The sequence below is a fragment of the Clostridium gasigenes genome (assembly GCF_900104115.1).
Classification (GTDB): Bacteria; Bacillota; Clostridia; order Clostridiales; family Clostridiaceae; genus Clostridium; species Clostridium gasigenes.
Genome location: NZ_FNJM01000005.1, coordinates 79,582 through 105,898 on the forward strand (window position 1 = coordinate 79,582; position 26,317 = coordinate 105,898).

General features: G+C 29.3%; 24 protein-coding genes. 21 read left to right on the forward strand and 3 right to left on the reverse strand.

The genetic code is table 11. The annotated features are described in order from the left end of the window. The first annotated feature begins 15 nt into the window (after window positions 1–15). Window positions 16–1,050, forward strand: coding sequence for a ribonucleotide-diphosphate reductase subunit beta (locus BLS77_RS10390; RefSeq protein WP_089969174.1), 1,035 nt, complete (start codon window positions 16–18; stop codon window positions 1,048–1,050). Between the two features lie 134 nt (window positions 1,051–1,184). Here the strand turns inward: BLS77_RS10390 and BLS77_RS10395 are convergent, their stop codons facing one another. Further along, entirely contained in the window at window positions 1,185–1,484 is a 300-nt protein-coding gene (locus BLS77_RS10395; RefSeq protein ID WP_089969177.1) for a hypothetical protein, read from the reverse strand. Window positions 1,485–1,764: 280 nt separating this feature from the next. On the opposite strand from BLS77_RS10395, the gene ptsP reads away from it, so the two are divergent. The 5 genes from ptsP to iadA all read left to right on the forward strand — a co-directional run bounded on the left by ptsP (window position 1,765) and on the right by iadA (window position 7,256). Continuing rightward, window positions 1,765–3,384: a phosphoenolpyruvate--protein phosphotransferase gene (gene ptsP / locus BLS77_RS10400; protein WP_089969180.1), complete on the forward strand. Its 1,620-nt coding sequence runs from the start codon at window positions 1,765–1,767 to the stop codon at window positions 3,382–3,384. Window positions 3,385–3,617: 233 nt separating this feature from the next. After that, window positions 3,618–4,154: a chromate transporter gene (locus tag BLS77_RS10405; RefSeq protein WP_089969183.1), complete on the forward strand. Its 537-nt coding sequence runs from the start codon at window positions 3,618–3,620 to the stop codon at window positions 4,152–4,154. Further along, complete coding sequence (locus BLS77_RS10410) at window positions 4,155–4,679, forward strand: chromate transporter (RefSeq protein ID WP_089969186.1); 525 nt, start codon at window positions 4,155–4,157, stop codon at window positions 4,677–4,679. Between the two features lie 182 nt (window positions 4,680–4,861). Next, window positions 4,862–5,986, forward strand: coding sequence for a tetratricopeptide repeat protein (locus BLS77_RS10415; RefSeq protein ID WP_089969188.1), 1,125 nt, complete (start codon window positions 4,862–4,864; stop codon window positions 5,984–5,986). A 97-nt stretch (window positions 5,987–6,083) separates the two neighbouring features. After that, window positions 6,084–7,256, forward strand: coding sequence for a beta-aspartyl-peptidase (iadA, locus tag BLS77_RS10420; protein ID WP_089969191.1), 1,173 nt, complete (start codon window positions 6,084–6,086; stop codon window positions 7,254–7,256). Between the two features lie 113 nt (window positions 7,257–7,369). Here the strand turns inward: iadA and BLS77_RS10425 are convergent, their stop codons facing one another. Both BLS77_RS10425 and BLS77_RS10430 read right to left on the reverse strand, forming a co-directional pair. Further along, window positions 7,370–7,981 (reverse strand): cell wall hydrolase, encoded by a 612-nt coding sequence (locus BLS77_RS10425; RefSeq protein WP_423231031.1) that lies wholly within the window; start codon window positions 7,979–7,981, stop codon window positions 7,370–7,372. 32 nt (window positions 7,982–8,013) lie between these two features. Continuing rightward, window positions 8,014–9,009: a hypothetical protein gene (locus BLS77_RS10430; RefSeq protein ID WP_089969196.1), complete on the reverse strand. Its 996-nt coding sequence runs from the start codon at window positions 9,007–9,009 to the stop codon at window positions 8,014–8,016. A gap of 252 nt (window positions 9,010–9,261) precedes the next feature. Here BLS77_RS10430 and cdaA point away from each other — a divergent pair, with 252 nt between their 5' ends. The 15 genes from cdaA (at window position 9,262) to leuD (ending at window position 26,273) form a co-directional block, all read left to right on the forward strand. Continuing rightward, window positions 9,262–10,116, forward strand: a complete 855-nt coding sequence (gene cdaA / locus BLS77_RS10435; RefSeq protein WP_089969199.1) for a diadenylate cyclase CdaA — start codon at window positions 9,262–9,264, stop codon at window positions 10,114–10,116. Beyond that, window positions 10,086–11,342, forward strand: a complete 1,257-nt coding sequence (locus BLS77_RS10440) for a CdaR family protein (RefSeq protein ID WP_089969202.1) — start codon at window positions 10,086–10,088, stop codon at window positions 11,340–11,342. Before cdaA ends, BLS77_RS10440 begins: the two co-directional genes overlap by 31 nt. 256 nt (window positions 11,343–11,598) lie before the next feature. Beyond that, the gene (locus BLS77_RS10445) at window positions 11,599–13,206 is read left to right on the forward strand and encodes an NAD(P)/FAD-dependent oxidoreductase (RefSeq protein WP_089969205.1); all 1,608 of its coding nucleotides are present in this window, start codon (window positions 11,599–11,601) and stop codon (window positions 13,204–13,206) included. 186 nt (window positions 13,207–13,392) lie between these two features. Further along, window positions 13,393–14,298, forward strand: a complete 906-nt coding sequence (gene ptb / locus BLS77_RS10450) for a phosphate butyryltransferase (protein ID WP_089969208.1) — start codon at window positions 13,393–13,395, stop codon at window positions 14,296–14,298. 60 nt (window positions 14,299–14,358) lie between these two features. Further along, a complete protein-coding gene (buk, locus tag BLS77_RS10455) occupies window positions 14,359–15,426 on the forward strand; it encodes a butyrate kinase (protein WP_089969211.1) in 1,068 nt (355 codons plus the stop codon). A 230-nt stretch (window positions 15,427–15,656) separates the two neighbouring features. Beyond that, window positions 15,657–16,571 (forward strand): ABC transporter ATP-binding protein, encoded by a 915-nt coding sequence (locus tag BLS77_RS10460; protein WP_089969214.1) that lies wholly within the window; start codon window positions 15,657–15,659, stop codon window positions 16,569–16,571. Next, the gene (locus BLS77_RS10465) at window positions 16,572–17,813 is read left to right on the forward strand and encodes an ABC transporter permease subunit (RefSeq protein WP_089969217.1); all 1,242 of its coding nucleotides are present in this window, start codon (window positions 16,572–16,574) and stop codon (window positions 17,811–17,813) included. It abuts the gene before it with no gap. 220 nt (window positions 17,814–18,033) lie between these two features. Then, window positions 18,034–18,678, forward strand: coding sequence for a hypothetical protein (locus BLS77_RS10470; protein ID WP_175490830.1), 645 nt, complete (start codon window positions 18,034–18,036; stop codon window positions 18,676–18,678). A 117-nt stretch (window positions 18,679–18,795) separates the two neighbouring features. Then, on the forward strand, window positions 18,796–19,629 hold the full coding sequence (locus BLS77_RS10475; RefSeq protein WP_089969219.1) for an AIM24 family protein: 834 nt from the start codon (window positions 18,796–18,798) through the stop codon (window positions 19,627–19,629). 86 nt (window positions 19,630–19,715) lie between these two features. Beyond that, window positions 19,716–20,018, forward strand: a complete 303-nt coding sequence (locus BLS77_RS10480) for a YerC/YecD family TrpR-related protein (RefSeq protein ID WP_089969222.1) — start codon at window positions 19,716–19,718, stop codon at window positions 20,016–20,018. A gap of 150 nt (window positions 20,019–20,168) precedes the next feature. Then, window positions 20,169–21,512 (forward strand): phosphoglucosamine mutase, encoded by a 1,344-nt coding sequence (gene glmM, locus BLS77_RS10485; protein WP_089969225.1) that lies wholly within the window; start codon window positions 20,169–20,171, stop codon window positions 21,510–21,512. A gap of 782 nt (window positions 21,513–22,294) precedes the next feature. After that, on the forward strand, window positions 22,295–22,807 hold the full coding sequence (ilvN, locus tag BLS77_RS10490) for an acetolactate synthase small subunit (RefSeq protein WP_089969228.1): 513 nt from the start codon (window positions 22,295–22,297) through the stop codon (window positions 22,805–22,807). 93 nt (window positions 22,808–22,900) lie between these two features. Continuing rightward, window positions 22,901–24,496 (forward strand): citramalate synthase, encoded by a 1,596-nt coding sequence (cimA, locus tag BLS77_RS10495; protein ID WP_089969231.1) that lies wholly within the window; start codon window positions 22,901–22,903, stop codon window positions 24,494–24,496. A 13-nt stretch (window positions 24,497–24,509) separates the two neighbouring features. Next, on the forward strand, window positions 24,510–25,769 hold the full coding sequence (gene leuC / locus BLS77_RS10500; protein WP_089969234.1) for a 3-isopropylmalate dehydratase large subunit: 1,260 nt from the start codon (window positions 24,510–24,512) through the stop codon (window positions 25,767–25,769). A 15-nt stretch (window positions 25,770–25,784) separates the two neighbouring features. Next, the gene (gene leuD, locus BLS77_RS10505; protein WP_089969237.1) at window positions 25,785–26,273 is read left to right on the forward strand and encodes a 3-isopropylmalate dehydratase small subunit; all 489 of its coding nucleotides are present in this window, start codon (window positions 25,785–25,787) and stop codon (window positions 26,271–26,273) included. Window positions 26,274–26,317: the final 44 nt, after the last annotated feature.

The following is a 26,317-nucleotide window of genomic DNA, read 5'->3' on the forward strand; positions in this document are numbered from 1 at the left end:
GAGGAGTGAATATATATGTCAATAACTAAAAAACCACTTTTTAATGAATTCGGAGATACAGAAGTTTCTAAAAAGAAAATTATAAATGGAAATACTACTAATCTTAATGATTTTAATAATATGAAATATAATTGGGTTTCAGATTGGTACAGACAGTCCATGAATAACTTTTGGATACCAGAAGAAATAAATTTATCACAAGATTTAAAAGATTATCAAAAGCTTAGTAAAGAAGAAAGAACTGCTTATGATAAGATACTATCATTTTTAATATTTTTAGATTCTATTCAAACTGCAAATTTAGTTAATATAAATAATTATATAACAGCAAGTGAAGTTAATTTATGTTTAACAATTCAATCATTTCAAGAAGCTGTTCATTCACAAAGTTATAGTTATATGCTAGATACAATTTGTTCACCAGAAAAAAGAAATGAAATATTGTATCAATGGAAAAATGATAAAGTACTTTTAGAAAGAAATAAATTTATTGGAGATTTATACAATGAATTTTTAGAAAAACCAACAGGAAATAATCTTCTTAAAACTATAATGGCAAACTATATTTTAGAAGGGATATACTTTTATTCAGGGTTTATGTTCTTCTACAATTTAGAGAGAAATGGGAAGATGCCAGGATCGGCTCAGGAAATTAGATATATAAATAGAGATGAAAATACTCATCTTTGGTTATTTAGAAATATATTAAAAGAATTAAGACAAGAAGAACCAGAGCTCTTTACAGAAGAAGTATTAGCAGAGCTTAGAGATATGATGAAAACAGGTGTTGAAAATGAAATAGCCTGGGGACATTATGTTATAGGTGATAGTATACAAGGAATAAATAAGAAATTAATAGAAGATTATATTAAGTATTTAGGAAATTTAAGATTAAAAGCGATTGGGATAGAACCATTATATGATGATTATGAGGAAAATCCGGCAGCGTGGGTTGATGCTCTTGCAGATGCAAACTCAGTTAAAACAGATTTCTTTGAAGCAAAGTCAACAGCTTATGCCAAATCTGGCGCGTTGATAGATGACTTATAAGGAATCTGAAAAAATAGCAAGCCAAGGTGGATTTAGAGGGGATTGTTATTTTTTGAATATGATTAAATAGAAAAAGGCATTTAAACATGAAGTAAACTTATGTTTAAATGCCTTTTTGAATTTTTAATTATAATTTAATAATTAAATTTAATTACAATTTCTTTTATTTCACCTTTAGAATTTTTTCTTGTTTTAAAATCTTTGATGTCTGGAAAATCATTTTCTAATTGGTGAGTTAATTCGTTAATGGTAGCCTTAGCTTTTTTTGAAATATCATTATCTTCTACAATAACAAATCTTTCTTTTTTAGTTGTAATTTCATTAAGGTGATCATCGATAACAACAAAATAGTTAGCTCCCTCTTCAATTACTGGATATTCAGTTCCAATACAAAGACTAGAACAACGAGTATCATTTATACATTTTACTAACATAGTAAACCTCCTAAAATAACGTAATAAAAAATATTTTAATTACTTAATATGATTTTACCATACCACATAAATGGTAAAAAATATATTGTGAGTTATGACGAAAAATTAAAAAAATAAAGAATAGTTCAAAAAAACATTATTTATATTAACATATATAAAAAATATGTTATAATACATTGTAGTTAAAATAAAATAAATTAAGTAGTTTAGTATTTCTATTAAGCTTTAAACTATTTTAGAATAAAGCTTTTATGGTCATTATTAAGGAGGAATCTTATAAATGAAAAAAGGTATAGCTGCATCCAAAGGATATGCAATTGGTAAAGTATTATTACAAAAACATGAGGAAATTATTATAACAGATTCAAAGATAAAAGATGTAGAGGCTGAAAAAGCTGTTCTACAAAATGCACTAGATGCATCAAAAGAGCAATTACAAAAAATAAAAGCTAAAGCAGTTGAATCAATGGGACAAGAAAAAGCTGAAGTTTTTGAAGCACATATTACATTATTAGACGATCCAGAATTCACTGGTGGAATGATGTTAGAAATAGAATCAAATAGCATAAATTCATTAAAAGCTGTTGATAATATAACAAATACATTTGTTATGATATTTGAAGCAATGGAAAATACATACATGAGAGAAAGAGCGGCTGATATAAAAGACGTTTCTAAAAGAATAATAGCGAACTTAGCAGGAAAAGGCGGAGAAGATTTAGGAATAACTGAAGAAAATACTATAGTTGTTGCTGAAGATTTAACTCCATCAGATACTGCACAATTAGATAGAACTAAGGTTGTTGCCTTTTTAACAAATATCGGAGGAAGAACTTCACATTCAGCTATAATGGCTAGAACATTAGAAATTCCTGCAATCGTTGGATTAAAAGATATAACAACTTCAGTAAAAACAGGAGATTCAATAATAGTTGATGGTATTGAAGGTATATGCATAATAAACCCAGATCAATCAGTAATTGATGAATATATGGCGAAAAAAGAAATTTTTATTGCAAAAGAAGAAGAATTAAAGAAACTTATAGGTGTTAAGACTAAGACTAAGTCAGGTAAGAGAATAGAAGTCTGTGGTAACATAGGTCAACCAGAAGATGTTGATAATGTATTAGCTTACGGTGGAGACGGTGTTGGGCTATTTAGAACAGAATTCTTATACATGGATAGAGAAAGTGCTCCAACAGAAGAAGAGCAATATAACTCATACAAATATGTATTAGAAAAAACAGAAGGTAAACAAGTTGTTATAAGAACACTTGATATTGGTGGAGATAAGACTCTTCCATATTTACCATTACCAGAAGAAATGAATCCGTTCTTAGGATATAGAGCTATAAGATTATGTTTAGATAGAAAAGATATATTCAGAGTTCAAATTAGAGCATTATTAAGAGCGTCTATTCATGGAAACTTAGCGGTAATGTTCCCAATGATTTCAGGCCTTGAAGAATTCCAGGCTGCAAAAGAATTTGTTGAAGAATGTAAGGTTGAATTAAAAGCTGAAGGAATAGCTTATTCAGATACTATACAATGGGGTATCATGGTTGAAATTCCAGCAGCAGCAGTTTGTGCTGATGAATTAGCTAAGCATGTTGACTTTTTCTCAATAGGAACTAATGATTTAATCCAATACACATTAGCTGCAGACAGAATGAGTGAAAAGGTAGCATACCTTTATAACCCAATGCATCCAGCAGTATTAAGATTAATCAAGATGACTATTGATGGAGCTCACAAACATGGTAAATGGGTAGGAATGTGCGGAGAAATGGCTGGAGATGAAGCAGCTATCGCAACATTAGTTGAATATGGTTTAGATGAGTTCTCAATGAGTGCTACATCAATCTTAACAGCTAAGAAAATAATAATAGAACAAAAATAATTTAAATATAAAATGCCTAGATTTAGTATTACTAAATCTAGGCATTTATTTTTTTGAAGATCTTTTAGAAAAATGAAAGGAAATAACAGTAAAAGATTCTTTATATGAGATTAGAATATAATTGTTGTGTTATTATTAAAATAATAAAACCTAATAAGTTTAGGCATTAAAGAAACTAATCAAGGTGAGATTTTTATGTTTGAAGATGACTTATATAAGAGAGGAGGAGTATTATGAGTAAATTAATAGAGATGTTTAGAGTGTTTTTTAAAATAGGAGCTTTTACCTTTGGTGGAGGGTATGCAATGATACCTTTAATTGAGGAAGAGGTTGTAATTAATAAAAAGTGGATTGAAAAGCAAGAGTTTATGGATATATTAGTTGTATCCCAAAGCTTGCCGGGGGCTTTAGCTATAAATTGTTCTGTTTTTTTAGGATATAAAATTGCAGGATTTTTAGGTGCGATTATAGCACTGCTTGCAGTAATAATACCTTCATTTTTAATAATAATAGTTATAGCTGCATTCTTTATGCAATTTAGAGATAATTATTATGTAAATGCAGCATTTAAAGGAATAACAGCAGCAGTACCTATGCTTGTTCTAATAGGAGCGATTAGTTTAGGAAAAGGTCTCGAAAAGAATATGAGAACAGCAATAACTATAATATTAGCTTTTATTGCATTAGTTATTTTCCATATACATCCTATTTTAGTTATAATAATATCAGCAATATATGGAATAATATTTTTAAAAAAGAAGGTGGGATAATTGGATATAATATTTAAGCTGTTTTTTTCATTTTTAAAAATAGGGGCATTTAGTTTTGGTGGTGGATATGCTATGTTACCTTTTATACAAAGAGAAATAGTAACAACTAATAATTGGATTTCTATGCCTGAGTTTATGGATATTATAGGAATATCACAAATGACGCCAGGACCAATAGCAATTAACTCAGCTACTTTTGTAGGCTATAAAATACAGGGCGTATGTGGAAGTTTAGCAGCAACTTTAGGAGTTATTACAACTTCGTTTATATTAGTATCTATAATAAGTAAAGTATTAGCAAAATTTAAAAATTCCGTTGTAGTTAAATCTGCATTACTTGGAATGCGACCTGTATTAATAGCATTAATATTATCTGCATTCTTAGGGCTTGCAAAAGAATCTTATTTAGATTTTAAAAGTATAGTAATAACAATTATAATAGGTGGATTGTTATTAACTAAAAAGGTACATCCTATTTTAGTAATTGTAATAGCAGCAATACTAGGTGTTATATTCTATATTTAGTTTGTTATAATTATAAAATAAAAGAAAAACTAGCGAAATAATGTTAAAATTAACATTAACATTAGGAAAATATTTTAATATGTCTTATTTGAAGTTTCTTTAAAAAATTACTGGTGAATAGGGTAGACTATTAAAATTTTCTAAATTACTAAACTTTAGATGAAAAGGACTGAATAATAGATATGAGTAAAGATATGAAAAGTGATTACGAAAAGGCTTTAAAGTTATATCATAAAGGTGAATTAAAAAAATCATTAGAATGTTGTGAACAAGGGATTTCTAAAAATCTTAAAAATAATTCAGTATTAAACCTAAAAGGGTTAATACTTTATTTAAAGGGAGATTTAGAAGGAGCAATTACAGTTTGGAAAATTAATAAAGATTTTAATGAGGATGAAATGTCTAAAACTTACATAAGAGATGCAGAAAATGATAGTGAGAGACAAAAAGAATTTGAAAAAGCTAGAATTTTAATTAAGGATCTACACATTAAAGAGGCTATTGAAAGCTTAAATATATGTAGAGAGAGCGATTTTAATTCAATTCAGGTAAATAATGCATTAGCTTTATGTGAATTTAAAAAAGGTGAATATGATAAAAGTAGGGGTTATATAAACAAAGCTTTAGGAATAAATAAAGGTGACATAAATACTCTTGCTATAAAAAAACAGTTAGATGAATTTACAGAAACTAAAAATGTTAAAAAAATAGTTATACCAATATTATTAATTTGTATTATTATTTTTTCAGTGATAATAATGGTTAATTTAAAAGGAAAAGATGACAAAATATCTAATTCTAACAATAATATAATTAATGATAAAGAGGTAGAACAAAAGGCTGTAGATAAGGTAGAGGCTGATATAAGTGAAGTTCAAGAAAAAGATGAATCAAAGGCTACTGAGGAAAATATAGAAGAAGTAAAATCTTTTAGTTCAGAGGAAATTGAAGAATATTATATTAGAGCAAGTACATATTTTGCAGACGGTAATTATGCAGAAGCTAGGAATAATTTAGATAAAGTTATTAAGCAATCAGTTGGCAATTATTTAAATGATGATATATTATTTTTGCTTGCATCTACATATGAAAAATTAGAAGATATAAATAATTCTATAAAATATTTTGAAGAGTATATAAGTTTATATGAAAAGGGGAATTATATACAAGAGGTATATTATAAATTAGCATTGCAATATAAAAGTATAAACATAGAAAAAAGTAAACAATATGCAAATAAGCTAAGAGATAATTATCCAGAATCTATTTATAACAATAATAATATAGATTCTATCTTGGTAAATTAGTCTAGGTATTTGAAAAAATTACAAGTCAAGATGCAAAATAAACTAGCATATTGGCTTGTTATTTTTTTTAGATGCCTTAAATAGGATGTGATTTTTAATGATAACTGTTATTAAAGGTGTTAAGGTGTATTCACCAAAGTATGAAGGTATTAAGGATGTAGTGATAGTTTCTGATAAAATAGAAGGACTATATGAAAATGTTGATGTTTCTAATACATTTATTCCTATAAATATTATAGAAGGTAAAGGCCGATTGCTGTTTCCAGGGTTTATAGACTCTCATGTTCACATAAATGGAGGTGGAGGTGAAGGTGGGTTTAAGACAAGAACACCTGAAATAAAATTTTCCGAATTAACAAAAGCAGGAATAACAACTGTTGTAGGTTGTATAGGGACTGATGGTGTTTGTAGAGATATGAGGAGCTTAATAGCTAAAGCAAATGCTTTAGAAGAAGAGGGAATAACTACTTATTGCTATACTGGTTCTTATGAAATACCTGTAAAAACTATAACAGATAGCATTAAGGGTGATTTAATGATGGTTGATAAGATAATAGGCGTTGGAGAAATAGCTTTATCTGATCATAGAAGTTCACAAGCTACCCTTAATGAATTTATAAACGTTGTAGCACAAGCAAGGGTTGGTGGCCTACTATCGGGAAAAGCTGGGATAGTTAATGTGCACTTAGGAGATGGAGCAAGAAGGCTTGAATATCTATTTTCTACAATTGAGGAAACTGAAATACCAGGAGCACAATTACTACCAACTCATATAAATAGAAGTAAAAAGCTATTTAGTGTTGGCATAGATTATGCTAAAAAGGGTGGGTTTATAGATTTAACAACTAGTTCAGATCCTAAATATTTAGAACCAGAAGAGATAAGAGCAAGCGAAGGGCTTAAGAAATTATTAGACAGTGGAGTAGAAATAAGCCATATAACTTTTTCATCAGATGGGAATGGTAGCATGCCAGTATTTGATAATAATGGACATTTAGTTGGACTTGGAATATGCTCTGTTAAAAGTCTTTATGAAGAAGTTAAAGAAAGTATAAAGAAATATAATGTAGATATTGAGGAAGCATTAAAGGTGATTACATCAAATGTTGCAAGTGTTTTAAAACTTAGAAATAAGGGATCAATAGAAAGAGGTAGAGATGCAGATTTTGTTTTAGTTAATGCAGATACTTTAGAGATAGATAAAGTAATAGCTATGGGCAAATTAGTTGTTGATAAGGGTGAAGCCATAGTTAAGGCAACCTTTGAATAATGAGAATTAAAGGTCATAAAAAAAGCCGATCTAAGGAGCTTTAAAAAGATAATAGACTAATTTAATAGTCTATTATCTTTTTTTAGAGCTCTAATTAGATTGGCTTTTTAAAATTAAACTTTGAAAAATAAATGTTGCCCTATCGAGCGACTATCGGTTTTTTTAATATCATGCATCCATGAGCAAGTTGCGATAGTCGGGTTATAGAAGAATAGAGCTTCGTTTGTTGGGTCATTACCTTTTATAGCTTCATAAACAGCATTAAAGCACTCCTGATTTGGAGTAACTGTTATTTTGCCATCTAAAACACATGAAAAAGCATTAGTTTGAAAAACTACATCTTTTACTGTACTTGGAAAGGCAGGATCTAAAACCCGGTTTAAAATTACAGATGCAACGGCAACCTTACCTTCATAAGGTTCACCTTTACTTTCTGCAAAAACAATTTGAGATATTAAATATACATCTTCTTCAGTTAAATAAATCATTTTGTCGTTGTGGTTAAACACTTCAACAGTGCTACCGTCAGTAATATCTATAAATGTAGTATTATAATCTTTTTTTGCATTATCAGAATCTTGAGTAGATACAAGGCATGCTGTAGTAGTACCTTGTAATTCTAATGCAGAAACTTCAATGATTTCTCCTGAAAAAGAAAGGGTTAATAAAAAAATAAATAGAAAATTTAAATATTTCATAAATAACCTCCTTCGGATATAATCCAATATTAGTATTATCCAAAAAATAAGAAATAATACTATAAATTATTTAATAATTCTTTAAATTTAGAATAAGAGGCTAAAACATCTTGGTATTTAGAAAAAATATTCTTATAATTATTATTAATTTCTTTCTTGTTTTTTATAGGATCTACGCATGAATTATCAAAGATAAGAGCGGTTTTAAAAGATTCAATATAAGGAGTATATAGCTTTGAAAATTCATCTAAAGTTGTATAATAATCACCATATCCATCTGGAATAGAAGATGATAATAACTTGATTTGTACATCTTTATAAATTTTTTCTTTAGCTTCAATATCATCAATTAATACTTGAAGATCTCTCTTGTCTTCTTTTATTTTATTTAAAGCAGGTTCTAAATCTTCGGTTAAAGTATTTAAATAAGGAATTAAACTCTTTAGCGAAATTATAAAATCTTGTTTTTGAGAATTTATAATATTTTGTGCTTTATTTACTTTAATTAAAGCATTAAGATAATTTTTTATATTATCGAAGAATGTAATAGTATCATCTGAAAAAGAAATATCAATACCTTGATTGGTTAAAAGTTTATAGGTATTTAAACAATCATCCTTGTAAGAGGTTAGTTCAAAAATATTTTCATCTATAACAGCTTTTTCTGGATCATTTATCAAATAAATAGAATAATCATAAAGTGTAATAGTAGTAGAGAGAGCAGATGCCAACTCCTCTTTAATATTTGAAGTGCTTTCATAGTTAGTTTTAATTGATGAAAGCTCTATAGGAATATCTTTTAAGTCTGTAGCCCCAATAGAAAGAACTTCAATAGATTTATTTCTATCTATTGACAAATCTTTAATACCTTTGCTTAGTGAGTGATTGATCTTACTAATTTTCGTGCCAATAGATTTAAGCTGCTTCATTTCCTTATTAGCACCAGTATTTGATGAGATTAAAAATACAATAATAAGACTAAACATAATGGTTGTTATTATAGCTAGAATAAATTTTTGATTTTCTTTAATTATAGCTTTTAACTTATCTTGCATATAAGGATTCCCCCCTAACACTATTTTTTGAACATCTTCAATGTTATTTTAAAAGATGTTTTAGGGAACTTAAAAAATAACTAATCACATTCAGGTATATTTTATTTCTGTTCCCTTACATAAATTTATATTATAGTTAAGTTACAATTATTATAAAATTATAATATTATTCTTAAGATTTTACAGAAAATATGTTAAGAATAATATTATTAGTGTATAATTCATATGATAGAGTAAATAAGGGGTGATCCCATGGAAAATTTTATAAGGTTAATAGTTAATACATTAAGAAATATATCGATATGGTCAGTCGTAGATATTTTAGTAGTAGCATATATTTTTTATAAGGGATATATGTTAATAAAAGAAACTAGAGCAGAGCAATTGTTAAAAGGGATAGTTTTAATAATTGTATTAATTCCAATAAGTTATTTGTTGAGATTAGAAATGCTTTATTATATTTTAAATAAAACTTTAACAATAGGAGTTTTAGCTATTATTATTATATTTCAGCCAGAAATAAGAAGAGCGCTTGAACATCTTGGTAGAACTGCATTTGAAGAAATATACAACACTCAAGATAAAGAGCAAAGGAATAACTCAGTAAATGAAATTGTAATAGCAGTTTCTAATTTAGCAGAAGAAAAAATAGGTGCTTTAATAGCTATAGAGCAAGGTACTGGAATTGGAGAAATAATTTCTTCAGGAACAATTTTAGATGCAAATATAACTGCAAACTTATTAGAAAATTTATTTGTAGTTAACACTCCGTTACATGATGGAGCAACGATAATAAGAAAAAATAAAATAGTAGCAGCTGGGTGTGTATTGCCTTTAACAAGCAATGATATTATTAATAAAAAGCTGGGAACAAGACATAGGGCAGCTATAGGTCTTTCGGAGAATTCGGATGCATTAGTTATAGTTGTTTCAGAGGAAACAGGAGTTATATCATTAGCCATTAATGGACGATTAACAAGAAATTATGATAAAGAAAAGTTGAAAGTAATACTACTTAAAATAATGGAACATAGAGAAACTAAGAAGGTAAAAACAGCAGGAGAGAAGGTGAAAACATGGATAAAAAGGATAAAAAAGAAAGAATAATAGTTCCACTAATCTGTCTTTTCATGTCTATTGGTCTGTGGTTTTATGTTTCTAATGTTGAAAATACAATAAGACAGTATGGTTTGACTAAGGTTCCAGTAGAAATATTAAATATTGAAACATTAAAAGATTCTAAATTAACATTAAGTCCAAATCAAGAATTCTATATTGATTTAAAGTTAGAAGGAAGTAATGAAATATATAAAATTAAGAAGGAAGACTTTAAGATAACGGTAGATATAAGTGAGTATGCGTTAAAAAAAGGTGGGAATAAAATGGCAGTGAATATTATAGAATCACCTGCAGACTTAACTATAAAAAATACAAACAATTTAAATATAGTTGTTAACTTAGAAGAAATATCTGAGAAAACAATAGAAATAAAATCGGAAATATCAGTAACTCCAAGAGAAGGTTATTCTATTGCGCCAATAGAAATTGATAATAAAGATGTTAAAATAACAGGAGCAGCATCACTAGTAGATAAAGTTGAAGCTGTAGTTATTAGAGGAGACGTAAAGGACGCCGTAGAGGATATAATAGGTTCATATGATATAATTCCAATTGATAGTTTAGGAAAAAAAGTTGAAGGTGTAGAACTAAAAAGTAAATATGCAGATGTGGTTATAAAAGTAAGTAAAGTAAGTAAAGGAAGAAGTATTCCTATAAAAATAAATACAGTAGGCAAATTACCGGAAGACTTAAAGTTGAAATCTATTGAAGGTTCACGGAAAACTTCAGAAATTGTAGGGGCTAAGGCTTTGGTTGATCAAGTAGTAGAACTTCAAACGGAAAAAGTTGATTTATCACAAGTAAAGGATAATGGAGAGGTAACTGTTGGCATTATTGTGCCAGAGGGTGCAACATTATTACAAGGAGAAGAATTTATAACTGTAAAAGTAAATGTTGTTAAGCTCGTAAGTAAAGATCTTGAAGTTAAATTTTCATTAAAGGGAGTTGCTGAAGGATTAACAGTAACGCCTGAAAAACCTACTATAATTGTAAAAGTAAAAGCTTTTGAAGATGAAATAGAGGCTATTACAGCAGATAAGATTAAAGCCGAATTAAATGTAGAAAAATTTAAAGAAGAGGGAACATTTGAAGGAACGCCTATAATAGATTTAGTTGGTTTAAATAGTACAGTATCAGTAACAACTACGGAAAAGATAAGTTTTAAAGTTGTAAAAGTAGCTGTTCCTCCAGTTAAGGTACCGCCACAAGCGTAATAAGGCATAGTAAAAAATAGAATTAATACACATTATAAAATATTTAGGCTAGAAAATTTAGTGAATTTTCTAGCCTTTAGTATTTTTAAAAGATCACTAATATGAAATTTAATTAACGAATAATTACTATTAATTAAAAAAGAAATATGTTAGAATAATTAAGAATCTGAAAGAAAGAATATATGTAGATGCTTAAAATTGATTATTTTAAGTGTGATTATAAAGTATAAATATAATATTGAAAAAGGGTGATAATATGGCTATTAAAATAAATAATATAATTTTAAAAATAGATGAAGATAAGAGTATATTAAAAAGTAAAATTGCTAAAAAGCTAAAAATAGATATTTTAGAAATTAAAAACTTTAAAATAATAAAAGAAAGCTTAGATGCAAGAAAGAAAAATGATATTAGATTTACATATTGTATTGAAATTGAACATGCTAATGAAAAGAAATTAGTAGAAAGATTAAAAGATAGAGATGTTAATTTAGAAGAAGATAGTTATGATGCAGAGATTGAATTTGGAACTAAGGAATTAAAGAATAGACCTGTAGTGGTTGGGTTTGGACCAGCTGGTATTTTTACAGCTTTGTTATTAGCAGAAAAAGGTTATAAACCGTTGGTGATAGAAAGAGGCGAAGATGTGGATAAAAGAACTGCCACTGTGGATAAGTTCTGGAAAGATGGCAAATTAAACTTAGAATCAAATGTTCAATTTGGTGAGGGTGGAGCTGGAGCTTTCTCAGATGGAAAGCTCACAACTAGAATTAAAGATACAAGATGTGATTATATTTTAAGAGAACTTGTTAAAGCTGGAGCACCAGAAGAAATAACTTATGTAGGAAAACCACATGTTGGAACTGACATATTAAAAAATGTTGTTAAAAATATAAGAGAAAAAATAAAAAGTTTAGGTGGAGAAATTAGGTTTTCTTCAAAACTTGAAAATATAAAGTCAGAAGATGGAAAAATAACTAGTATAGTTGTTAATGGAGAAGAAATTCCTTGCGAAAATGTTATTTTAGGAATTGGTCATAGTTCAAGAGATACTTATGAAATGTTAAATGAAATTGGAGTGTTTATGGAACCTAAAGCTTTTGCAATAGGAGTAAGAATAGAACATCCACAAGATATAATAAATAAGAGTCAGTATGGGGAGACTTACAAGCATTCAAGGTTAAAGGCTGCAGAATATAGATTAACTTATCAAAGTAAAAAGCTAGAGCGAGCAGTATATTCATTCTGTATGTGTCCAGGTGGGGTTGTAGTTGCAGCTGCGTCGGAGGAAAATAGATTAGTTTCTAATGGAATGAGTTATCATGCAAGAGACTTAGATAATGCAAATTCTGCTTTAGTTGTAACAGTTGGGCCAGATGATTTTGAAGGGGATTCACCACTTAGAGGAATGGAATTTCAAAGAAAATACGAAGGATTAGCTTACAGCCTAGGTGGTGGAGGAAGTAAGGCTCCAGTACAACTCGTGGGAGATTTTATGGAAAATCGAATAAGTGAAAAACTTGGAGGAGTAAATCCAAGCTATAAACCAGGCTTTGAATTTAAGGATTTAAGAGAATGTTTGCCAAGTTATGTTGTAGAAGCTTTAAAAGAAGCTATAGTTGAATTTGATAGAAAAATAAAAGGATACGCTAGTAGCGATGCAGTGTTAACAGGAATAGAAACTAGAACATCAGCACCAGTTAGATTAACAAGAACAGAAACTTTAGAGAGTATATCATTAATTGGATTATATCCAGCTGGAGAAGGTGCAGGTTTTGCTGGAGGAATAATTTCAGCAGCTGTAGATGGATTAAAAGTAGCAGAGAGAATAATTAAGGAATATAAACCAATCACCAGTATTTAATATTGAAATCTAGATAAGCATCTTTAAAAAAGATGCTTATTATTTTATGTAAAAATAAAATTAAATATTCTGAAAATTTAGGTTTTTGCAAAAAACTTTGTTACAATATTATCATAGGTAATATATGTAGTTTATAGCTATCATTATATTTATATAATAATTGAGAAAATGAGAGGGGTTTTTTTAATGAGTAAGAATTTTGAGGATTTATTATTGAAATTAGAAAATTGTAAAAAGAAAAAAGTAGCAGTAGCGGTAGCTCAAGATGAGCCTGTATTAGAAGCAGTTAAAGCTGCTAAAGAAAGAAATATAGCAGATGCAATTCTTGTTGGAGATAGTGAAAAAATAAGAGAAATAGCGGCTAAAATAGATATGAATCTTGCGGGATTTGAAATAATTCATGAAGCTGATCCTAAAAAAGCAACTTTACTTGCAATAAAATTAGTATCAAGTGGTACTGCAGATATGGTCATGAAGGGGCTTATAGATACAGCTACTTTTTTAAGAACTGTATTAAACAAAGAGTTTGGTCTTAGAACAGGAAAAGTAATGTCTCATGTTGCAGTTTTTGAAATAGAAGGAATAGATAGATTAATATTTTTAACAGATGCAGCTTTTAATACTTATCCAGATTTAAAGGGTAAAGTTCAAATATTAAACAATGCAGTAAATGTTGCTCATGCTTGTGGCATTGAAATGCCAAAGGTAGCACCAGTTTGTGCTGTAGAAATTGTTAACCAAGATATGCCTGCAACAGTAGATGCAGCACTATTAGCAAAAATGAATGATAGAGGGCAAATAAAGGGTTGTATAGTTGACGGGCCTTTAGCTCTTGATAATGCATTATCTTTAGAAGCAGCTCAACATAAGGGTATATCAGGCCCAGTAGCAGGTCAAGCTGATATAATATTACTTCCAAATATAGATGTAGCGAACGTTATGTATAAGTGCTTAACATACACATCAAAATCAAAAAATGGAGGCCTTTTAGTAGGAACATCTGCCCCTGTTATATTAACATCTAGAGCTGATAGCTTTGAAACAAAGGTTAACTCTATTGCACTTGCTGCATTAGTTGCTGAAGGAAAATAATATTGCGCAAAATAGATTAGACATTTCTAAATAAATGATGATAATAGGAGGATTTTGAAAATGATATTGAAATTATTAATTATTAATCCAGGATCTACATCAACAAAAATAGGTGTTTATGAGGGCGAGAAAGAAATTTTAGAGGAGACTTTAAGACACTCTTCAGAAGAAATAGAGAAATATAAAACAATTTACGATCAATTTGAATTTAGAAAAGAAGTTATTATAAATGTATTAAAAGAAAAGAACTTCGATATGAATACATTAGACGCTGTAGTTGGTAGAGGTGGAATGCTTAAGCCAATGGAGGGCGGAACATATGCAGTAAATGAACAAATGCTTGAAGATTTAAAGGTTGGAGTACAAGGACAACATGCTTCAAATCTAGGTGGAATATTATCAAATCAAATAGGAAAAGAGCTTGGAATTCCTGCATTTATAGTTGACCCAGTTGTAGTTGATGAATTGCAACCTATAGCTAGATTATCAGGTACACCTGAGATACCAAGAAAAAGTAAGTTCCATGCACTTAATCAAAAAGCAGTAGCAAAGAGATATGGAAAAGAATCAGGCAAGGGATATGAAAACCTTAATTTAATAGTAACTCACTTAGGTGGAGGAGTTTCAGTTGGAGCTCATAAAAATGGAAAAGTAATAGATGTTAATAATGCATTAGATGGAGATGGTGCTTTTTCACCAGAAAGAGCAGGAGCAGTTCCAGTTGGAGATCTTATTAAATTGTGTTATAGCGGAAAATACTCAGAAGCAGAAGTATGTAGCAGAATGGTTGGAAAAGGTGGTTTTGTAGCATACCTTAATACTAATGATGTTAGAGATGTATTAAAACTAGTTAGTGAAGGAAATAAAGAAGCAGAAGTAATTTATAATGCATTTATTTATCAAGTAGCTAAGAATATCGGAGAAATGGCTACTGTATTAGAAGGAAAAGTAGATGCTATAATAATTACAGGTGGAATAGCTTATTCAGAAAAAGTTATAGCTGATATAAAGAAGAGAGTAGGATTTATTTCAGAAATAGTTGTTTATCCAGGTGAAGATGAATTACTAGCTTTAGCTCAAGGTGCAATAAGAGTGATAAGTGGTGAAGAAGAAGCTAAGGTATATTAAAAAAACTAAATAATAAATTTAAAGCTCCAATTATGGGTATTACCATAATTGGAGATTTTTATATGTAATTTATAAATGACAAGATGGGTTTTAAGGAAATATTAAGAAAATACATTGCTTTTAATTAAGAAAATATAGGTAAATTTATAAGTAATGAATGATGAAAAGGTACATAAAAATAATAGATAGGTATTAGAATTTTTATGAAAAAAATATAGGAGGTATAGAGAGTGAAAGTTTTAGAAGTAAATAATTTACACAAAAAAATAGGTAAAAAGGAAATAATAAAAGGGGTAAGTTTTTCAGTAGAAGAGGGAGAAATATTTGGATTTTTAGGCCCGAATGGTGCGGGAAAAACTACTACTATAAGAATGTTAGTTGGGTTAATAAAACCTACATCAGGAAGTATTTCAATTTGTGGACATGATTTGCAAAAGGAATCTGTAGAGGCATTAAGAAACGTTGGTGCTGTTGTAGAAAATCCTGAATTATATCAATATTTATCTGGTATGGAAAATTTAATGCAAATTGCAAGGATAAGAAAAATATCTAAAGAGGAAGTTTTAGATACTATTAAATTAGTAGGACTTGAAAATAGAATAGATGATAAGGTAAGAAAATATTCATTAGGGATGAAACAAAGGCTTGGACTTGCTGCATCACTTTTATCAAGTCCTAAATTATTAATATTAGATGAACCAACTAATGGGCTTGATCCATCAGGTATATTAGATTTTAGAGAAGTAGTTAAAAATGCTGCTAAAAAAAGAGGTATGGCAGTGTTTGTATCTTCACATATATTATCAGAGGTTCAAAACCTTTGTGATACAGTAGCATTTATAAATGATGGTGTTATAAAAGCTGTCGAAAGTGTAGTTAATAACTCAATGAAAACTGAAAAAGATATTATAACTTTAGTAACTACAAGTAATAAGGAAGCGGTTATAAAAGAAATGAAAACTCTAGGGTTTGTTCAAAGTTGTAAGATTACAGAAAAGGGTATAGAAATAATATTAGAAGCAAATACCACCTCGAAATTAGTAAAGAATCTAGCTAAAGAGGATTTTAACATAGAGGAAATATATAAAGAGAGAAAAGGGCTTGAGCAAAGATATATGGAATTAGTTGAAGGAGGTATAAGATAAATGTTATTTGTTTTAATAAAAAATGAGTTAAGAAAATTAATTGCAAAACCAAAAACTTGGATAGTATTTATACTGTTTACCATATTTGTAGGGATAACTATATTTGGGCAATACAAAGTTGATAAAAGTATGAGATATAATAGTTCGCCAGAATATCAGTTAGAAAATGCTAAAAGTAATTTAGAATATTATACAGTAGAGATAAATAAAATAAATGATACGGCTGAGGATAAGAAGGCGGGTTATGTAGAAACGTTAAATTCATATGTAGCTGAAAAAGCTAAGATAGAAGAAAGCATAAAAGCATATGAAGATATGATAAAAAACGGCAATGACGAAGAAGTTTGGAAGTTGGAATTAGATAATCAAATAAATAATCAAAAAGAAACTATTAAAAATTTAGAAGATAAAGGGATAAACGAATATAATCAAAGTCAGTACTTAAAAATTAAACAAGAATTAGAATATAATAATAATTTGAAGGATAATAATATTAAACCTTTAAACGGATGGGAATTTGAGGCTTATGCACATATGAAAACTTTAATGAGCATACTTGGAATGGGGATTTTAGTGGCAGGTATTGCAGTGTTTATGAGCGATATAGTTTCAGGAGAATGTACGCCTGCAACTTTAAAATTCTTATTAGTTCAACCAATAAAAAGAGGAACTGTTTTACTTTCTAAATTCATATCAGTGGTAATAATGGTATTAGCTATGATTTTAGGATTAGAGTTAACAGGCTTTGGGGTAATGAATGTTTTAAGTAAAATAGAGGGCGGATCATATCCAGTTATTATAGGGAAGATATATGAAAGCAAAATTAACGTAGGAGGATTAGCAGAGATAAGTGAAAAAATTGGCACTGGAAATATGGTAACCAACAACGAAATGTTTATTAAAGCACTTATATTACAAGCATTATTCATAATAACAACTTGTGCAGTAATATTCTTAATTTCATCAATAATAAAAAGCAGTATGGTAACTATGGGGTTATCAGTTATATTATTAGTATTTGCAACAATATTAAGCGTAGCGTTAAGTTCAGTGAAAAAAATAGCACACTTATTATTTGTAAACTATGGTAATCCTATTGGACTATTAACAGGAGATTCAGTATTTATGTATAATAATGTTAACATGACTATTAAAATGGGTATAATAGTTATGATAATAACTACAGTAGTAAGTTATGTAATAGCACATGTAGTGTTTACTAAAAGGGATATATTAATATAATATAGGTATTAATATATATGAGATTGTAAATTATATAAAAAATAAAACTGTGATAGAATATACTTTTATCACAGTTTTTTGTTTAAGACTTATATAAGTGTGGTAAAATAATATGTAGAGAAGAACTTATACTCAAAGGGTATATACTCAAGAACGTAGTATATACTATTGAATAAAAAGAGCGAAGTAAATATTAAAAAATAAAAAAGGTAGGTACTATATGAGCATAGAAACTAATAACAACATAGAAGAAAAAAAGGTTATAAATTTTGAAGGATTAAACGCCAATGAAATTTGGCAAGGGTTATATAATAAAGAGTTAAACTGTAAAAAGAACATATTAGAATACATAGAAATTACAAAAGTTCTTAAAAGTGATGATGTTAAATCAAGCCAGATACAAGATACATATACATTAATTTATACAAGTATTGATAAAATGAATACTATAATTAAGCCTAATACAATTATGCATTTAAAAAATCAACTTAAAGCACAATTAGGTAAACATGTTGAGAATAGAGATCCGAAAGAAATTAATCATTTTATAGAATTCTTTAAAGAAGCGTATCCTAGGAATGATAGAAGAAAAGGATATATGTGGGTAATTATGGACCCTAGTAAAATAACAGAAGATCAAATTTGGACTACACTTGCATATATTAATGGATGGTGTTTACAAGATTGTAACAGACTCCATAGAAGTCAAACTCAAGATATTGTAGAAATGGTAGAATTATTAGTAAGTAAAAATAGACTTAAATATACAAATCAAGTTAAGAGTCTTTCAAAGTTACTTAATATTTTACAAATAAAGGTAGTACCTTTTAAAGATGGATTTAAAGTTATGAAAGCATCAAAATAAAATCATTATTTGCAAAGAGCCAATAACACTAAGTTCATAAATTGTTTAGTGTTATTGGCTACTTTTGTTTAAAATATATTAAATATGGTAGAATAATGAAGAGGGAGTGGTTAGAAGATGAGAACTTCATTAAATATAAATAATAAGCTTACAATGGTATCAGAAATGCGCAATGACACCATATTTCAAGTTTTAGAATATGATAATTTAGAAGGTGCTAATGATTTAAGTACATTAATGCAATTGAGTTTTATGAAAGAATCACAAGTGAAATTAAAGCAAGTGAGAATAATACTTGATGATACTGCAGTTAAAATTGAAGCAGGAGCACTTAGTTATATGAAGGGTGATATAAAAATAAAAAACAAAACTGGTGGGGTATTAGGGCTAGGTAAAAAATTGTTTGCAAGTAAGGTTACAGGAGAATCTATGTTTAAACCTGTTTTCGAAGGAACCGGAGAAATATTTTTAGAGCCAACGTTTGGACACTATGCACTTATTGAGTTAGAGGATGAAGAAATTGTAGTTGATGATGGAATGTTTTATGCTTGTGAGGAAGAAATAGAAGTTGGAGTAGCTATGCAAAAAAGTATATCATCAATGGTATTTGGAAATGAGGGTCTATATCAAACAAAGTTAAAAGGTAGTGGAATTGTACTTTTAGAAATACCAGTTCCAGAAAAAGAAATATTAAGATGTAAGTTGTATAAAGATACTTTAAAGGTAGATGGAAACTTTGTATTGCTTCGAACTGGAAATATAGATTTCACAGTAGAAAAATCTGGAACAAGCTTAATTGGAACAACGTTAAATGGAGAAGGGTTACTTAACGTGTACAGAGGGACTGGAGAAGTTTGGATTGTTCCAACTAAAGCTATTTATAATGAATTATCTGATACAGGATTAAATCCATTAACAAATCCTTCAGGAAGTAGTAATACACAAATATAGCTAATACTACTTTATTATAATAAAGTTGTAAATTGATGAAGAAATAGTTATAATTATGTTAATGAAAATTAAGGGGATGTGATGTTTTGAGTACAGTAGATAGCAGGCTTAAAAGCAAAGAATTAGATTTGTTTTTTGAAGCAGTATTAAAACTTCAAAGTGTAGATGAGTGTTATAAATTTTTTGAAGATGTTGCAACAATAAACGAATTAAAAGCATTAGCACAAAGAATACACGTAGCTGGTATGCTAAAAGAAAAGAAAGTATATACAGAAATTGTTGAAGAAACTGGAGCTAGTACGGCTACTATAAGTAGAGTAAATAAATGCGTAAACTATGGTACTGGCGGCTATAATCTTATACTAGATAGACTAGATGGGAAAAAGTAAAAGGTATATTAGTTGTAAAAAAAATCAAAAAAATATATAATATATGGAGTAAGAAACCTTTTTACAAATAATTATTATATTTAATATTTATTTATAGAAGGTTACTATACTAAATTAAAAGTATAAACGATGGAAAAGTGAGGTAAAATAATGGGTAGAATGTTCGGAACAGATGGAGTTAGAGGGATTGCTAATACTGATTTAACATCAATAACAGCATATAACTTAGGCAGAGCAGGGGCTTATGTTTTAACAGAGGGTACACATAAACCTAAAATATTAGTAGCAAAAGATACAAGAATATCAGGTGATATGTTAGAAGCTGCATTAGTTGCGGGTATATTATCAGTGGGTGCAGAAGCTGTTATACTAGGGGTTGTACCAACACCTACAGTACCACATTTAACTAGAGAATATAATGCTGATGCTGGAATAATGATATCTGCATCGCATAATCCAGTTGAGTATAATGGTATAAAGTTCTTTGATAACAAAGGATATAAATTACCGGATGAATTAGAAGATGAAATTCAAAGAATAATAGAAACAAATTTTGAAGGTGTTCCAAGTCCTACAGGTCATGATATTGGAAAATCAACAATAGATGTTGGTGGCTTAGATGAATATATAGAATTTGCAAAATCAACTATACCAGTAGATTTAAAAGGCTTAAAAGTAGCTTTAGATTGTGCTAATGGAGCATGTTACGAAGCTGCAGTTAAAGCGTTTAGAGAACTTGGCGCAGATGTTTATGTAATAAATGATAACCCAGATGGTACAAATATAAATGAAAATTGTGGATCAACTCATCCAGAAGAATTAATGGATTATGTTGTAAGAAAGAAATGTGATTTAGGATTTGCTTTTGATGGAGATGCGGATAGATGTTTAGCAGTAGATGAAAAAGGAAACCTTATTAATGGAGACATTGTTCTTACATTATGTGCTAAATACCTTAAAGACTTAGGAAAGCTTAAAGATAATACTTTAGTAGTTACTGTAATGAGTAACTTAGGTATGGATATTGCATGTAAAAGAGAGGGCATTAACACTATAAAAACTAAGGTTGGGGACAGATATGTTCTAGAAGAGATGGTTAAGAATGGTTATGTACTTGGTGGAGAACAATCAGGACACGTAATATTCTTAGATTACAACACAACTGGTGATGGTCTTGTTACTGCACTTCAAGTTGCATCAATAAAAAAGAGAAGTGGAAAAACTTTAAGTGAATTAGCTGGAATAATGAAAGAATTACCACAAGTTTTAGTTAATGCTACAGTTCCAAATGATAAGAAAAATATATACTTAGAAGATGCAGAAATAATTGAATCTATTAAGAATATAGAAAAAAAATTAAATGGGGTTGGAAGAGTTTTAATAAGACCTTCAGGAACAGAACCATTAGTAAGAGTTATGCTTGAAGGAGAAAATCAAGTAGAAATAAATAAAATGGCTCATGATTTAGCTGATCTTATATTAAGTAAAATATAAGAATTAGATGTGAAGAGTGTTCATATATAAGTTGTTTAATACTTATATATGAATGCTCTTTTTTGTATTGGGTGAAAATATTATAGTAGTTATTCACTTGGAATTTTAAAAGATTTACTTCAAATTTGTTATCAATAGTTAGTAATAGATATATAATACAAAGTAAAAGGCAGTGTGAAAATGAACTCAGAAGGAATAAAAAATTCCCTTTTCCTGTTGAAAACTATTTCTATGAATATAAAATAGTTGCTGGTAAGATAATTAAAAATGAATAATGAAGTATATAGCAATAAAAACCTTAATATAATAATATATAAATAACAAAAAGATAAATATGTTATTATATTAATAAAAAATACAGGGTTTTAATAATAAAAAGATAATTAAATGTATTATGAAAACAATATAAAAATCATATTGGTAAATATTTATATAAATAGTTGACGTTGGAAAAACAAAGTAGTAATATATTTACAATACCAAAATTTAATAGGACCTTAAAATTTTGAAAATGCGTTGATGGAGAAGGTTAATTAGGGAAAAAAGTTGTAGAGAGTTCGCGGTTGGTGCAAGCGAATACTTTAACTAATTAAGTATCACTCCTAAGCAGTATGGTTGAAAGAGAAAAAATGCAAGTAAACCATAACCGGTATGCTCCGTTAGAGGCAAGGATTTGTTTGAATCTGGTGATGTTTATATTAAGGCGGAATGTTATTCCCACCAATATTGATCTATATCATTAAAGGTGGGTTTTTTTCATACTTTTTTAAGGGGGGCGAAAAATGGATAGGCATGTTTTATCAGTATTAGTTAAAAATTCATCTGGGGTATTAACTAGAGTAGCAGGTCTTTTTGCAAGAAGGGGATTCAATATTGACAGTTTAACTGTTGGTAGAACAGAAGATGCTAAAATATCTAGAATGACAATTGCTTTAATGGGGGATGAAGATATATTAGAACAAGTTATAAAGCAATTAAACAAGTTAGAAGATGTACAAAGGGTAGTAGAATTATACCCGCAGCAATCAGTTTATAGAGAATTAGTTCTAATTAAAGTTCGTGCAACAGCAGAAAACAGAGCAGCGATAAATGAAGTGGTAAAAATATTTAGAAGTAAAATTATAGATGTATCAGTAAATGCAGTAACTATTGAATTAACAGGGGATGAAAGCAAAATTAATGCATTAATTAAACTGATGCAAGAATATGGAATTCAAGAACTAGTAAGAACAGGGCTATCAGGTTTAGAAAGGGGAGACACTGACATAACAAACTATGGAGAATATTTTAATTAGCATTTAGGCATTTGAAAAAAATAGACTAGCGTATTGGCTTATTATTTTTTTAAATATGCATTAAGCTAACTAAGATTAAGGGGGCGTTATTTTGTGAGTAAATGTAAAATAGATATTCTTGATTCTACATTAAGAGATGGGGCACAAGGACAAGGGATATGCTTTTCTTTAGAAGATAAATTAAAGATAGTAACAGTTTTAGATGAAATAGGGGTAGCTTATATAGAAGCTGGAAATCCAGGGTCAAATCCAAAAGATATGGAGTTTTTCAAAAAAATTAAAAATGTTAAGTTAAAGAATTCAAAGCTAGCAGCATTTGGATCTACTAGAAAACCTAATATAAAAGTAGAAGAGGATAATAATTTAAAAAGTCTATTGGAAGCAGAAACAGAGGTAACAGTAATTTTTGGGAAGTCATGGGATACTCAAGTAACAGACATTTTAAAAACTACACTAGAAGAAAATTTAAAAATGATAAAGGATTCAATAAAATTTTTAAAATCTAAAAATAAAGAAGTTATATTTGATTCAGAACATTTCTTTGATGGATATAAAAATAATAAGGAATATTCAATAAAGACATTAATTGCAGCAAAAGAATCTGGAGCAGATGTAATTGTATTATGTGATACAAATGGAGGCACGTTACCAAGTGAAATTAATGACATTACAAAAGATGTAGTTGAATTAATTGGAGGTAAAATAGGGATTCATTGTCACAATGATATTGGAATGGCTGTAGCAAATTCTATATGCGCAGTACAAGCAGGAGTTTGTCACATACAAGGAACATTTATTGGTGTAGGAGAACGGTGTGGTAATTCAAATTTAAGTACTATTATTCCAACTTTAAAGTTCAAAATGAATTATGATATTATTTCAGATAAGATAATAGAGGAGTTAACTTCTAAAGCCAGATATATAGCAGAAGTTTCTAATATACCACTTACAGATGAAATGCCGTATGTAGGAAATTCAGCATTTGCACATAAAGGTGGAATGCATGTAGATGCGGTATGTAAATCATCGGACTCTTATGAACATATAAAACCAGAATCAATAGGAAACAATAGAAGATTTTTAGTATCAGAAGTTAGTGGGAAAAGCACAATTTTAAGAGAAGTGCAAAAGATATTTCCGCTAATAACTAAAGATAGCAAAGAAATTCAGAATATTACGAATAGACTGAAAAAATTAGAGTGTGAAGGTTATAAGTTTGAAGGGGCTGAAGGTACTATAGAGCTTGTGATTAGAAAGATAATAGGTAAATATAAACCATTCTTTGAATTAAATCATTTTAAAATTATAGGAGAACAACCGGCGTGTAATGCTGATTTTAGTTCTACCGCATTAATTAATATAACTGTAGATGGAAAAACAGAAATGACAGCAGCAGAAGGTGATGGACCAGTTAATGCTTTAGATAAGGCTTTAAGAAAGGCGTTAGAAGTGTTTTATCCGGAGCTTAAGGATGTTAGATTAGTTGACTATAAAGTAAGAGTTTTAGATTCTGAAAGTGCAACAGGAGCGAAAGTTAGAGTATTAATTGAATCAACAGATGGAGAAGAAAATTGGAGTACAGTTGGGGTATCTAGAGATGTTATCCAAGCAAGTTGGGTAGCATTGGTAGATTCTATAGAGTATAAGTTAATAAAAGATATGGAAAGAAAAATGAAAATGTATTTTTAAGGGGGCAAAAAAAATGGGAATGACAATGACACAAAAAATATTAGCAGCTCACGCGGGGCTTGAAACTGTAAAGGCTGGACAATTAATTGAGGCAGACTTAGATTTAGTATTAGGAAATGATATTACTACACCAGTAGCTATAAAGGAATTTGAAAAATTTAAAGTAGATAAGGTGTTTAACAAAGAAAAAATTGCAATAGTACCAGATCACTTTACACCAAATAAGGATATAAAAGCAGCAGAGCAGTGCAAGTTCATAAGAGAATTTGCTAAAGATAAAGAAATAACTAATTTCTTTGAAGTTGGACAAATGGGAATTGAACATTGTCTAATCCCTGAAAAAGGGTTAGCAGTAGCTGGCGATGTAGTTATAGGAGCTGATTCACATACTTGCACATATGGAGCACTTGGAGCTTTTTCAACAGGGATAGGTTCAACAGATATGGCAGCTGGAATGGCTACAGGAAAATGTTGGTTTAAAGTGCCATCAGCAATCAAGTTTGTTTTGAAAAACAAGCCAGCTAAATGGGTTAGTGGTAAAGATGTAATACTGCACATAATTGGAATGATAGGTGTAGATGGAGCCTTATATAAATCAATGGAATTTGTTGGTGATGGGTTAGAATATTTATTAATAGATGATAGATTTACAATGGCTAATATGGCTATTGAAGCTGGTGCTAAAAATGGAATATTCCCTGTAGATAAAGAGACTATAGGATATTTAAAAGATCATGCAGCTAAAGAATGGAAAGTGTATGAAGCAGATGCAGATGCCCAGTATGATGAAGTTTATGAAATAGATTTAAGTACATTAAGACCAACAATAGCATTTCCACATTTACCTGATAACACAAGAACAATTGATGAAGTTGGAGATGTAGAGGTTGATCAAGTTGTTATAGGTTCATGTACAAATGGAAGAATTTCAGATCTAAGAATTGCAAGAGATATACTTAAAGGTAAGCAAGTTAAAAAAGGAATTAGATGTATTGTTTTCCCAGGAACTCAAAAAATATATCTTCAGGCTATAAAAGAAGGAATATTAACAGATTTAGTTGAAGCGGGAGCAATAGTTTCAACGCCTACATGTGGACCGTGTTTAGGTGGACATATGGGTATTTTAGCTAAGGGTGAAAGAGCAATATCAACTACAAATAGAAATTTTGTAGGAAGAATGGGGCATGTTGAATCTGAAGTTTATCTTTCAAACCCCGCAGTTGCAGCAGCATCAGCACTTACAGGTAAAATAACAGATCCAGAATTAGTTTAATAGGGGGATAAGAGTATGAATGCAAGAGGTAAAGTTTTCAAATATGGAGACAATGTAGATACAGATGTAATAATGCCTGCAAGATATTTAAACACATCAGATCCAAAGGAATTAGCTGCGCATTGTATGGAAGATATAGATGCAGATTTTGTTAAAAAGGTAGAAAAAGGGGATATTATAGTTGCAAATAAGAATTTTGGATGTGGTTCTTCAAGAGAGCATGCTCCAATAGCAATTAAAGAAAGTGGAGTAAGTTGTGTAATAGCTTCAACTTTCGCAAGAATTTTCTATAGAAATGCAATTAATATAGGTTTACCAATAATAGAATGTGAGGCAGCAGTTAAGGCTATAGATGCTGGAGATGAGTTAGAAGTAGAATTTTCAACAGGGGTTATAAAAAATCTAACAAAAAATGAGACTTATAAAGGGGAAGGTTTCCCAGAGTTCATGCAAAAAATAATAAATAACAATGGGCTAATTGGATATATAAAAAGTGGAAAATAATTAGTGAAATAAGTAAGCGATAAGCAGTAAGCAATTTAAATGGG